Annotated in this window: 13 protein-coding genes; all 13 read right to left on the bottom strand. The window is 37.6% G+C overall.

The genetic code is table 11. From position 1 onward, the window contains the following. Position 1: 1 nt before the first annotated feature. The 13 genes from I2490_RS07065 to spoIIP all read right to left on the bottom strand — a co-directional run bounded on the left by I2490_RS07065 (position 2) and on the right by spoIIP (position 12,333). Positions 2 to 916, bottom strand: coding sequence for a sugar phosphate isomerase/epimerase family protein (locus tag I2490_RS07065; RefSeq protein WP_330634592.1), 915 nt, complete (start codon positions 914 to 916; stop codon positions 2 to 4). A gap of 11 nt (positions 917 to 927) precedes the next feature. Beyond that, positions 928 to 2,073: a Gfo/Idh/MocA family protein gene (locus tag I2490_RS07060; protein WP_206459037.1), complete on the bottom strand. Its 1,146-nt coding sequence runs from the start codon at positions 2,071 to 2,073 to the stop codon at positions 928 to 930. Between the two features lie 12 nt (positions 2,074 to 2,085). Continuing rightward, complete coding sequence (locus I2490_RS07055) at positions 2,086 to 2,898, bottom strand: sugar phosphate isomerase/epimerase family protein (protein ID WP_206459036.1); 813 nt, start codon at positions 2,896 to 2,898, stop codon at positions 2,086 to 2,088. Between the two features lie 54 nt (positions 2,899 to 2,952). Further along, complete coding sequence (gene nagA, locus I2490_RS07050; RefSeq protein ID WP_206459035.1) at positions 2,953 to 4,083, bottom strand: N-acetylglucosamine-6-phosphate deacetylase; 1,131 nt, start codon at positions 4,081 to 4,083, stop codon at positions 2,953 to 2,955. Positions 4,084 to 4,106: 23 nt separating this feature from the next. Further along, complete coding sequence (nagB, locus tag I2490_RS07045; RefSeq protein WP_206459034.1) at positions 4,107 to 4,838, bottom strand: glucosamine-6-phosphate deaminase; 732 nt, start codon at positions 4,836 to 4,838, stop codon at positions 4,107 to 4,109. A 15-nt stretch (positions 4,839 to 4,853) separates the two neighbouring features. Next, positions 4,854 to 5,219, bottom strand: a complete 366-nt coding sequence (locus tag I2490_RS16610; RefSeq protein WP_245157105.1) for a hypothetical protein — start codon at positions 5,217 to 5,219, stop codon at positions 4,854 to 4,856. After that, positions 5,216 to 5,767: a cation transporter gene (locus tag I2490_RS16605; RefSeq protein WP_245157104.1), complete on the bottom strand. Its 552-nt coding sequence runs from the start codon at positions 5,765 to 5,767 to the stop codon at positions 5,216 to 5,218. Before I2490_RS16605 ends, I2490_RS16610 begins: the two co-directional genes overlap by 4 nt. 70 nt (positions 5,768 to 5,837) lie before the next feature. Beyond that, positions 5,838 to 6,251: a hypothetical protein gene (locus I2490_RS07035; protein WP_206459033.1), complete on the bottom strand. Its 414-nt coding sequence runs from the start codon at positions 6,249 to 6,251 to the stop codon at positions 5,838 to 5,840. Positions 6,252 to 6,296: 45 nt separating this feature from the next. Beyond that, on the bottom strand, positions 6,297 to 7,793 hold the full coding sequence (gene glpK / locus I2490_RS07030) for a glycerol kinase GlpK (RefSeq protein WP_206459682.1): 1,497 nt from the start codon (positions 7,791 to 7,793) through the stop codon (positions 6,297 to 6,299). Between the two features lie 22 nt (positions 7,794 to 7,815). Then, on the bottom strand, positions 7,816 to 8,949 hold the full coding sequence (hemW, locus tag I2490_RS07025; protein ID WP_206459032.1) for a radical SAM family heme chaperone HemW: 1,134 nt from the start codon (positions 8,947 to 8,949) through the stop codon (positions 7,816 to 7,818). Between the two features lie 75 nt (positions 8,950 to 9,024). Beyond that, positions 9,025 to 10,836 (bottom strand): translation elongation factor 4, encoded by a 1,812-nt coding sequence (gene lepA / locus I2490_RS07020; RefSeq protein WP_206459031.1) that lies wholly within the window; start codon positions 10,834 to 10,836, stop codon positions 9,025 to 9,027. A gap of 86 nt (positions 10,837 to 10,922) precedes the next feature. Next, positions 10,923 to 11,309 carry a hypothetical protein gene (locus I2490_RS07015; protein ID WP_206459030.1) on the bottom strand — a complete coding sequence of 129 codons (387 nt, stop codon included), beginning with the start codon at positions 11,307 to 11,309 and terminating at the stop codon, positions 10,923 to 10,925. 4 nt (positions 11,310 to 11,313) lie between these two features. Continuing rightward, the gene (gene spoIIP / locus I2490_RS07010; RefSeq protein ID WP_206459029.1) at positions 11,314 to 12,333 is read right to left on the bottom strand and encodes a stage II sporulation protein P; all 1,020 of its coding nucleotides are present in this window, start codon (positions 12,331 to 12,333) and stop codon (positions 11,314 to 11,316) included. Positions 12,334 to 12,381 lie beyond the last annotated feature (48 nt).

Raw genomic sequence — 12,381 nt, 5'->3', positions numbered from 1 at the left:
ATTATGCCCCCAAATACTGATGCATATAGCGATAGCTTTGTTCTATGCCATAACGCACTTCTTTAATACTGCCCTCAAATGCTCGATCTTCAATTTCAATGCATGCAAATCCTTTATATCCTATCTCATTCAAAGCGCTCACAAAAGCAGAAAAGTCAACACCTCCAAGCCCCGGAAGTTTTGGAGAATGCCAAAGGGACGGATAGGAAAATCTTCCATATTCATCCAGCTTATCCTGATGAATTTTAAGATCTTTAAAGTGAATATGGAAAATTCGATCTTTAAATTCATATACCGGTTTACACACGTTCATTCCCAATAAATACGGATGGGATGGATCGTAATTCAAACCTATATTATCGCTTAATTTAAAGATTTCCCTCCATACATAAGGAGTCGATGCCAAATTGTTTCCACCCGGCCATTCATCTTCTGTGAAAAACATAGGACAATTTTCAATTGCAACCTTTACGCCTTTTTCTTCTGCCAAACGCATTATTGGAGTCCATACTTCACGACATAAATCCAAATTTTGATCAACTGTTAAATTTTTATTTTTACCGATAAATGTGGTAACCATATTAATTCCCATTTCGGCCGAAACTTCAATTAAGCGTTTAATATGGTCCTGCGCAACTTTTGCCGTTTCCGGTTCAGGATCTAAAGCATTTGGATAATATGCAAGAGAAGAGATACTCACCCCTTTGTTCTTTGCATACTCTAAATAGTAATCCATCTTATTACGATCAATATTATTAATATCTATGTGAGTGACTCCTGCATAACGACGAACTGCCTTCCCAGCCGGCCAACAACACATCTCCACACATTCAAATCCAACCTCTTTGGCATAATCGATCACCTGTTCAAAAGAATAATCCGGTAAAATAGCGGATACCAAGCCCAATTTCATCATACGATTGCCTCCTACTCTTGCACGCACACCCACTGGCGAGTTTTTGCACTTTCAAACACTTTTTCATTGATCAACATTTCACGATATCCATCCTCAAAGGTTGCAAAATCTCCCTGTACATTTTGTCCTTCACGAATTGCTGTATAAACCTTATGGAAATTTTGTTTAAAGGTATCCGGATACCCTTCTACATGACCACCCGGATAACCAATGACTTTTTTTGCTTCGTCAGCAAGAATGGATGGATCCTTTGCAGCCTTCTGATTAAAAGAATCCCTTCTTCCAATCCATAGTTCATTCGAATCTTCACTATCCCAATGTAAGGAACACTTACTTCCAGAAATAGATATTATCTGTTGATTCTTTCGACCTGCATAAACCTGACTAATAGTAACAGCTGCTTTCGCACCGCCATCAAAGTGAAAGAGCAGTGAGCAGTAATCTTCTGTATTAATTTCTGTTTCTTCATAATCTTCCGGTCGAAGAGCCATACCGGAATACGTAGCCACTTCTTTCAGTGGTTTTTTTCTTGTTTTATGGAAAGTTTCAAAATCTGCAAAAACTTCAGTTGTTTTTTGCCCAATGATGGTTTCTACCATATCAATCCAATGAGATCCAATGTCCGACATCGCCCTTGTATCTCCCGACAATTCCGGCTCTAAGCGCCAGCTCCAGTCTGTATCGAAAAATAACCAATCCTGAAGATATACACCATGAACGGAAAAGATATTTCCTACTTCTCCGCTTTTTACCATCTCACGCATCTGAACTACCTGCGGATACATACGCAATGTAAAATTAACAGCTCCGATTAGACCTTTTTCCTTTGCATAATCTCTCAATTCTTTTGCTTGCTGCAAAGTTACAGTCATAGGTTTTTCACAGATGATATGTACACCTTTTTTCATCGCATACATTGCCATCTCATAATGCATGCTGTTTGGCGTACAAATATGTACACAATCAAGTTCTTCATTGTCGATCATTTCTTTATAGTCCTCGTACCCTTTGGGTACATACAAACCATCCGCTTTTTCCTGTGCATGCGATGTCGTTGCAATCGCAACCACATCCACATATCCCAATCTACGCAAGGCCTCAATGTGAGCCACTCCGATGAAACCAATACCGATAATACCTGCTCTCATTTTTTTCATTACTATCTCTCCTTACAGTTCAAATCCAAGCGCTTTTAGATACTCATAAGAGTCTTTTACCGCTTGATTGATTTCATCCAGATTCTTTGGTCCTTCTGCGGTAAATTCAATTTCTATACTGAATGGGCAACCATTCTTTGCCTTTTCTAATTGCTTAAATACCATAGGAAAATCTACATATCCTTTTCCGAGTGCCGGGAAATCCCATTCTTTTTTTTCTCCTGCCTTATCCTTTAAATGCATAAATGCAATCTGATCCATGCATCCGGCGAGATCCTTTTCCATATCGACATCGCCATAAAAAATAGCATTGGCAGTATCATAATTAATTCCCACAAATTCAGAATTCACCTGATCGACGATTTCCTTTAATATCATTCCGGTTCCATGATCTCCATGCACCTCTAAAACTAGCTTTAAGTTATATTCTCTCAAATAAGGAATCAATTCTTGGATCTGTTTTGCAACCGCCTCATTTCCGATTACTGACTTATCCTCTAAATGTGCTTCACCAATGGAAGATACGATATATTCACATCCAAAAAAAGCTGCTAAACGAATATTAGAAATAAAATCTCCAATTCGACTTTTATCCATCAAATTGCAATGACCGCTCATAGCAAAAGGAATCAATCCCGCGTTTTGCATCTTATCCTTAACGGTATTCAAATATTCAAAGCTCATATTCGGAAATACATGTTCCGTCCATCCTTTTGTAGCCGTTAATTCAATATAATGAAATCCGGCTTTCTGAATTCCTTCAATGGCTTCCTCAATCGAATAACCATGATAGCAGTTTGAGTTCACACCAATAATACGCTTCATGTCAATTTCCTCCTTGTCTTTATCCTACCTAAAAACAACGACATTGTACCATAATCACCATTTTTTTACAAGATTTCCACCTATGTAAGTTGCCTTTAATGAAAAGTCTTTATCACAAATTAAAAAATCTGCATGCTTCCCATTTGCAATGCTTCCTACCGCTTTTATTGCTCCAACCGCTTCTGCCGGATTCCAGGTGGCTGCGCGAATGGCATCTTCCGGTTGAATTCCAAAGCTAATTGCCTTCTTTACACAAGAAAACAAATCCGTAGTTGATCCCGCAAAGGTAATTCCATCTTCTAAAACAGCAGCTCCATTCTTCACAGAAATTAAATGCCCACCAAATTCATACTGCTTTTTTTCACCACCGCAAACGCACAAGCTGTCACTGATTAATATGATCCTTTCTGAACCAAACATTCGAAAAGCTGCACGAACTGCACTTTCATGAACATGAATGCCATCACAAATCAATTCAGCCTTTACATTCGAATTTTCAATCGCTGCACCTATGACTCCGGGCTGCCGATGTAACAACGGAAGCATTCCATTATAAAGATGTGTTACTTGCGTTGCACCTTTTTCAAAGGCTTCTTTTGCAACATCATAATTTGCGGCTGTATGTGCAACGGATACGGTACAAAATTGACTAACTGCTTGAATAAAATCCATTGCTTTAGGAAGTTCCGGTGCAACACAAGCAATTCGAATTAATCCATTTGCCACTTCATTTAAACTCTTTACCATCTCAATATCAGGAAGCTGTAAGTCCTTTTCAGATTGTGCCCCTTTTTTTTCCGAAGAAAAAAAAGGTCCTTCCATATTGATTCCCAAAAGCTGAGCCGTATCCTTTCTTGCACTATTTTTAAATTGCGCTGCATTTTTATAGGCTATTTTCAGCGTCTCATAAGGTTGGGTCATGGAGGCAATGGCAAAAGAAGTAATTCCATGTCCTGCTAAATAGTCTGCAATGTGATCTAGCCCTTCTTCCTCGCCTTTTGAAAAATCAAAGCCGGAATTTCCATGTAAATGGATATCAATAAACCCTGGTAAAACGTAACCACCATTTGCATCTAAAATAATTTCATCATTTGTATTTGCTGCAAAAAATCCGTTTTCTACATACAAATCTTCCTTATGAAAGCAAAAATCTTCTTTAAATACGAGCCCATTGATAATTTTCAATTTCTATTTCCCCCTTTGATTTCCTATCCTTGATACCAGCTCAATGCTTCTTCATCTGCAACCACGGTCAAATTCGGATGCATTTGTAAAATGGAACCGGGTACGGCTGGTGTCACAGGTCCCGTAAGAACTTGCTGTAATACGGAAGCTTTTTGTACTCCACTTACACATAACAGAATACGCTTTGCCTGCATGATGCTTTTGATTCCCATTGTAAGGGCTCTTCTTGGTACAGAAGTCTCGTCTTCAAAAAAACGTGTATTTGCCTGTATCGTACTTTCCTTTAATTCTACACAATGGGTTAACTTTTCAAATGCTTCATTTGGTTCATTAAAACCAATGTGTCCATTATGGCCAAGTCCTAAGAGCTGCAAATCAATGCCCCCTAATGACTCAATCAAACGATCATAACGTTTGCACTCTTCGTCCAAATTTGTTGCCATTCCATTTGGCAGATGTGTATTGGTTGAAGTTATATTAATTTTATGAAAAAAATTAACCTCCATATAATGACGGTAACTTTGCTCAGCCTGCTCGGATAGGCCAATGTACTCGTCCAAATTTACCGTTCTCACGCAAGAGAAATCAATGTCTCCTTTTTGGTACCATTCTACCAGCTGATCATATGTACCTAATACAGTGGAGCCGGTTGCCAAACCCAAGACGGCATTGCTTTTTAAAATCACTTGAGCAGAAATAACATTGGCTGCTTTTCGGCTCATATCTACATAATCTTTTGCTTTAATAATTCGCATGGCATACTCCTTTGCTTATTCAATTTCGGGTAATAGTTCAACATATACGTCATTAAATTCTTTCATTAATGCAAGCTCAATTTCCAACTGAATGGATGACCACTTAGAAATGCTTATGATATCTTTTTTTGGTGTTACATAAATAGATATCCAAAATCGTCTTCCCATTCGCATAATATCATACGTTACAAGCGATATCTGTTCTCCGAATGAGTGTTTTTGCAAAATATCATCGGAAATTTTTTTAATTTGATCGACCACCTCTTGTTCAGGAGCCATCAAAAATAAATCGTTCATCCCAGTTACAACCAAACGAATCGGAGTCGGCAAAATAAAAAAGGTCAAAATAATTGCCACAATTTGATCCAAGTACGGAGTCATTGTTTGTAATGCCTTCCAATGAAAAATTGCTGGGAGGAAAAAGCACACGCCATACCAATACTTGCAATGGTATCAATCCACCATCCGTTAATTTCTACCAATACCATAGGGGATTCCAAACCGTGATTCATTCGTCTTAGCCAAATTACAATCAGAATTCCTAATACAGCGGCAAATAATTCAAAATAAGCAACTAAGGTAAAATTAACATTTCGCCCTCCTTGCAAAATTATTTGTATGTTATTAACTACAAGTCCAACGGTAATGGCAACAAGCATAAATCCTTTAATCACAAGAAACCATGTTTCGACCTGTGCATAGCCGAAAGGTCTTTTTTCAGTCAATGGTTTATATAATAACGGTACCAGTCTTAAAGAAATTACAATGGTTACCAGCTCTGCCGCATCATAGGCAGAATCCATTAATACGGCTTGTGAATGCGTAATTAATGCCATAAAGAATTCTAAAATAACAAAGAGAATCGCTCCCCACATCGAAACTCTTAATGCTTGTTGTTCGAACCTTATTTTTTCTTCGTTCGAATCCATAAAAACAATCTCTCCCCTTTATTGTTATTTTTTTTCAATCTCAAATCCTATATAATTATATTTTAATCTTTTATTTCTTATCGCATTTCATTAACTTTTCTAGATTTTTAATCAATTTTTTATGGAATTCGCACTCAAAATTACATATTTTTTTTAATCGAATCCAACGCATCCAAAGAATAGCACAATCTGTTTTAGCAGTGATCTTAGCCTCTGCCTGAATGGATTTTCCCTCTTCAAAACAAAAATCAAACAATTCTCCTACATCCGTCAATGTACTCTTTTCTCGATTCATACTCTGTGCAATACCGGAAACGACCATGCCTACAAAATACAAATCTTCACCTTCTTGGATGATGGTTTCACCAGCACGATATGTCTTTACGTTTCCGTCTACACATTTTAAGACCCACTCCAAATCTTTTGTCTCCCTTATACCAAAGAATAAAGGGGTTGTTTTTAATAATTCTAAATACTGCTTCATTTTAAATCTCCTTCCTAATCGTTCAAAATAATTCGATTAAAATATCTATTCGTCCTCCGCCCAAGCCAAAGCCGCGGAAACAGCACGTTTCCAACCTTTTAAAAGCTGAGTTCTCGTCTCGTTTGTCATAAAAGCTTCAAAACGTCTTTCTCGCTTCCAATTATCTTTAATTTCTTCTTTGTCCTTCCAATATCCGACAGCAAGGCCAGCTAAGTAAGCTGCTCCCAATGCTGTGGTCTCAATACAAACCGGCCGTTCCACCGGACAATTCGTAATATCTGCTTGAAACTGCATTAAAAAATTATTTGCACAAGCTCCGCCATCTACCTTTAAGGTCTTTAAATTTACACCGGAATCCTCAACCATCAACCGCAATACCTCTTGAGTTTGATAAGCGATTGACTCTAGCGTTGCGCGTACAATGTGCTCCCGATTTGCTCCTCTGGTTAAACCCACCAGCATACCTCTTGCATACGGGTTCCAATAAGGTGCTCCTAGTCCAACAAAAGCAGGTACAAGATACACTCCATTGGTATTCTCTTCCTTTCTAGCCAGTTCCTCTGATTCTGCAGAAGAATCTAAAAGCTTACATTCATCTCGAAGCCATTGGATTGCGGCTCCCGCTATAAAAATAGAACCTTCCAATGCATATTCTACTTCTCCGTCCATTCCCCAGGCAATGGTAGTTAAAAGCCCATTTTTAGAATAAACCGGTCTTTTCCCGGTATTCATTAATAAAAAACATCCTGTTCCATATGTGTTTTTTGCCATACCTTCTAAAAAACACGTTTGCCCAAACAAAGCCGCCTGCTGATCTCCAGCAGCACCGGAAATCGGAATTTCTCCTCCAAATACAGTAGAATCTGTGTGTCCATAGATACAGCTTGATGGCTTCACATCCGGAAGCATTTCTTTTGGAATATGAAAGCAGGATAGAATCTCTTCATCCCATTCCAGCGTTTGAATATTAAAGAGCATCGTCCTTGCCGCATTGGAATAATCAGTTACGTGCACCTTCCCCTTCGATAAATTCCATATCAGCCAAGTATCTATCGTTCCAAAAAGTAAATCTCCTTTTTCCGCTTTTTCTCGCGCACCTTCAACGTGGTCTAATATCCATTTTAATTTTGTTGCAGAAAAATATGCATCAATTAAAAGACCTGTTTTTTTATGAAAAAATTCTGTTAACCCTTGCTCCTTCAGTAAATCACAATATTCAGCTGTCCTTCGGCACTGCCAGACCAGCGCGGGATGAATCGGCAACCCAGTGTTTTTATCCCATACAACGGTAGTCTCTCTTTGGTTTGTAATACCAATAGCCGCTATGTCCTCATAGGTTGCTTGAATTTTATACATTGCTTCCTGAGCCACTCCGATTTGCGTCGACCATATTTCCATTGCATCATGCTCAACCCAACCTTGTTTTGGATAATATTGACGAAACTCTTTTTGTGCCGATGTAATCATCTCACCCTTACGATTAAACAGAATACAACGAGAGCTGGTTGTCCCCTGATCCAAAGCCATTATATATTTTCCCATCTTGTTTTGCATATTTCCCCTCCTAAATCAGTTCTCTCAACACGGTATTGCTAAGATCCAATCCATTTTTAGTAAATCGAAGATGAGTTTTTGATAATTCTAAAAGACCTTTTTCTTGAAACGTATGAATCATCTCCCCGTAAAGGCTCTCAATCGGCTGACCAAATTTTTTTTCAAATTCCGATAAATCAATACCCTCTATTTTACGAAGTCCGGTAAATAAATAATCCGCTAACGAATCCTTTCTCGTATTTTTATGAGATGCTTCTACATAGTTTCCACTTAGATAATCCTGCATATTTTTGGTATTGTTAAATCGAACACCCTGTATATAAGAATGTGCACCCAATCCTACTCCCAGATAATCAGCCATAGACCAATACTTTAAATTATGACGGCATTTATAACCTCTTTTTGCAGCATTCGATATTTCATAATGGATGTAGCCATTTTTATCTAATTGTTCAATCGTTTCATGGTACATTCTTCGATCTTCCTCATCCGGAACTTGATTAAATTCTCCTCTTTTATATTTTTCATAAAAAGGGGTTCCTTCTTCAATCTGCAAGCTGTAAAAAGACAAATGTTCCGGCTGTAATGCCAAAATTTCTTCTACATCTTGATGAAATTTTTGTGATGTTTGCCCAGGTACACCAAAGATTAAGTCAACATTTATATTATTAAATCCATAGCTACGTGCTTTTTGAAATGTCTCAAAAAAATCATTGCGATTATGTACTCTTCCCATAAATTTTAAAATCGAATCATCTAAAGATTGACATCCAATGCTTAAACGATTGATCCCCAATCGATGATATAAGTTCAATTTATTATCGGTTAAGGTCTTCGGATTACATTCTATGCTAATTTCTGCATTCTCATCTATAAAAAGATAGTGATAAACGCATTTTAAAAGCATTTCCGTTAAGTCTTCCGAAAGCAGCGAAGGTGTACCTCCGCCAATAAAAATGGTATCCACTTGATAATCGCTTTCTTTTAAATTATAGGCTTTTAATTCTTCTTCCACTGCTTTAATATAACGAGTCTGTTCCTTAAAATCACATCCGCTAAAAGAAAGAAAGTCACAATAATTACACTTTTTTAAGCAAAATGGTATGTGGATGTACAATCCTAGTTTTTGTTTTTCTACATGCATTTTTATCCTCCCCCTATGGAAAAAGGATGCTTTTAAAACATCCCTTTCGCTTGTTTAACCAAAAACTATTACCGTCTACTTATTGTCATCATACTTCAATACGGCTGTAAATGCTTCCTGAGGCACTTCTACCGTACCAAATTGTCTCATTCTCTTTTTTCCTTCCTTTTGTTTCTCAAGAAGTTTTCTCTTTCTTGAAATATCCCCTCCGTAACATTTTGCTAAAACATCTTTCCGTAAAGCACGCACTGTTTCTCTAGCAATAACCTTCTGCCCAACGGAAGCCTGAATCGGCACCTCAAATTGATGCATCGGTATGATTTCTTTTAATTTTTCGCAGACAAATCTTCCACGCGAATAAGCCTTCGATTCGTGAACAATCATGGAAAACGCATCCACAAGATCTTTGTTTAAAAGAATGTCCATCTTTACAACATTGGATTTCTCGTAGCGTATAAATTCATAATCCAAAGAACCGTATCCCCTTGTCTTTGATTTTAATGCGTCAAAGAAATCATATATTACTTCATTTAAAGGCATTTCATAATGAAGCACGACTCTTGTTTCTGTAATGTACTCCATATGAATCATTTTCCCTCTTCGTTCCTGGCAAATTTCCATAATTGCACCGACATAATCTTTAGGAATCATGATATCAGCCTTTACAATCGGCTCCTCAATATGATCAATTTCTATAGAGTTTGGTAAATTGGAAGGATTCTGAATCATTTCCACATTACCATTTGTCATAATTACTTTATAAATAACACTTGGAGAGGTTGTGATGATTCCCAAATTAAATTCGCGCTCTAGTCTCTCCACAATAATCTCCATATGAAGCAATCCTAAAAATCCGCATCGGAATCCAAATCCCAATGCCGTTGATGTCTCTGGTTCAAATAAAAATGCTGCATCGTTTACCTGAAGTTTTTCTAAAGCATCTCTGACATTTTCATACTTTTCACCCTCTGCAGGATAAATACCGCAGTATACCATAGGCTGTACTTTTTTATAACCAGGCAATGCTTCCTCTGTAGGGTCTTGATCCATTGTAATAGTATCACCTACACGTGCATCTGCGACCTGCTTAATACTCGCGCAAATATAGCCTACCGTACCGGCACTCAATTCTTTTGCCGCAACCGGTCCCGGTGCATAGACTCCGACTTCCGTAACCTCATATTTTTTCTTCGTATTCATTAAGCGGATGACGTCACCTTTTTTTACTTTCCCGTCAAAAACACGGGCATAGATAACAACGCCCTTATAATTATCATAATAAGAGTCAAAAATCAAAGCCTTAAACTTCCCATCGGGATCGCCATTTGGGGCAGGAATTTTCTTGACAATAGCTTCCAAAACATCCTCAATGTTTAAGCCTTCCTTCGCTGAAATTAAAGGCGCATCTTGCGCTTCAATGCCAATGACATCCTCTATCTCTTCTTTGACTTCATCGGGGCTTGCACTTGGCAGGTCTATTTTATTAATAACAGGTAAAATTTCAAGGTTTTCATCCAATGCTAAATACACATTGGCAAGAGTTTGTGCTTCAACTCCCTGTGTAGCATCTACAACAAGCACAGCACCTTCACATGCAGCCAAGCTTCGAGATACCTCATAAGTAAAATCAACATGTCCGGGTGTATCTATTAAGTTAAAGATATATTCATGTCCATCTTTAGCCTTGTATACTAAACGAGTGGTCTGCAATTTAATGGTAATGCCTCTTTCTCGTTCCAGTTCCATATTATCTAAATATTGCTCTTTCATCTCACGATGAGAAACAACACCAGTTTGTTCTAACAAGCGATCTGCCAGCGTTGATTTGCCATGATCGATATGGGCAATAATACTAAAATTTCGAATGTACTGCTGATAAGCGTCCATATTTCCTCCAAAAAATAAAGTTAGAGCTATAAAAGAATCAATTTTGATTCTTTTGCTCTAAAATTATACCATAATAGGCATTAAAATTACAAGGTTTGTGTCGGAAAATCCACTGGAATCTCCTCCATTTGCCCTTCTTCATCTTCCTCTCCTTTTAGGGAGTCTACTCCATTTTTAGCCAGAAACTCTTGCGTTTTTTCTGCAAACCCTTGAAGTGCTTCCCTGGTTTGATCTTGAAATTGTTCAATTGTTTGATAAAAATTTTCTGTATTGACTAACCATTCTTTACCCCAAAATCCAACCATTAAATGTCTTTCATCCATTCTTCGAACTTGTAAAGAAAGCTTTCCTTCCCTCATCATCATATCTTCATATGCTGCATCTACCTGTATCAAAGCGCAAACTGCTACGATAATCAGCATCGCAAGAGCAAAGGAGCGGCCCCTATACTTCTTTTTTTCTTTTGTACTCATTATTCTACTCCATTTCCTTTATGTAAGCTTCCAGTACATCAGCAAAGTATTTTCCTGTTAATCTTGCTTGATCAATCGTATTTTCATTGTTTCCTACTTCAAGCAGCAAATAACGATCACATACATATTGATTAAATCGATATTCTTTTTCAATGATTCTTCCTGAAAATCCAGGATAAAGCTTATCAGCTTTTGCATTTATTTGATTTGCAAATCCTTTTAGCTGTTCATAATTTGCATTGCCTTTACCAATTACTAAACTATATTTTGCAATGGGATTTCCCTGCACCTGCATTGTTTTTCCCACATTTCCAACATACATTGCCGCATCTCGATGCAAATCAATCACAATTTTGATTGAAGGGTTCTTTCTTAAATAAGATTGAACCGTCTCTAATGAACGAGCATAAGACTGATTGTAAGAAGGTGAATCATGTAATGTCTTATCATGAATGACAGGAATGCCTTTTTTCTGTAATTGCTGTGCAAGTTCATTTCCAACTTCACGAACAGTTCCTTTTTCCTGAAGGCAATGAAAATTCCCATCACTCATTGGCTGATAAGATTCTGTCGCATGTGTATGATAAATTAAAACCAATGGATTTTTGCTCTCTTCTGTATCCAAAACCGCAACAGGTTCTGTCTCTTCTACAACTGCTGCAGGTTCTTCTGTCTGATTTACTTCTTCATTTTCTAAATCATTATTTTTATCTACCGTATCGTTTTGTGCAATGTAATCTTCTTGATTATCATTGTTTTTAGCAAGAGATGGAAATGATTGCTGTAAAACACCTTTTAAAGAACGATTTACGTTTTGTTCCGAAGTATTTCTTCTTTCTCCTCCTCGATTGACAGAAGAAAGCAACCCCTGAACACTGAAGGTTTCACGTGCTGGTATCGGTTTTTCCACGTCTTTGTCCATAAAATACAGTTCTGTGGCAGCTGCTAAGAAAAAGCAAAGAAAAGCAACTACCACAATTCTGCCTTTGCTTACAGTTCTAATTGAATATCGTCTTCTCCTCATATATCTCTTCTCCCCCGATGTTTCCCTCTCTAAAACTTCTTAGAGTCT

This window comes from Anaerovorax sp. IOR16 (assembly GCF_017168145.1).
Classification (GTDB): Bacteria; Bacillota; Clostridia; order Peptostreptococcales; family Anaerovoracaceae; genus IOR16.
This window is presented reverse-complemented; position numbering and strand designations above follow the sequence as displayed.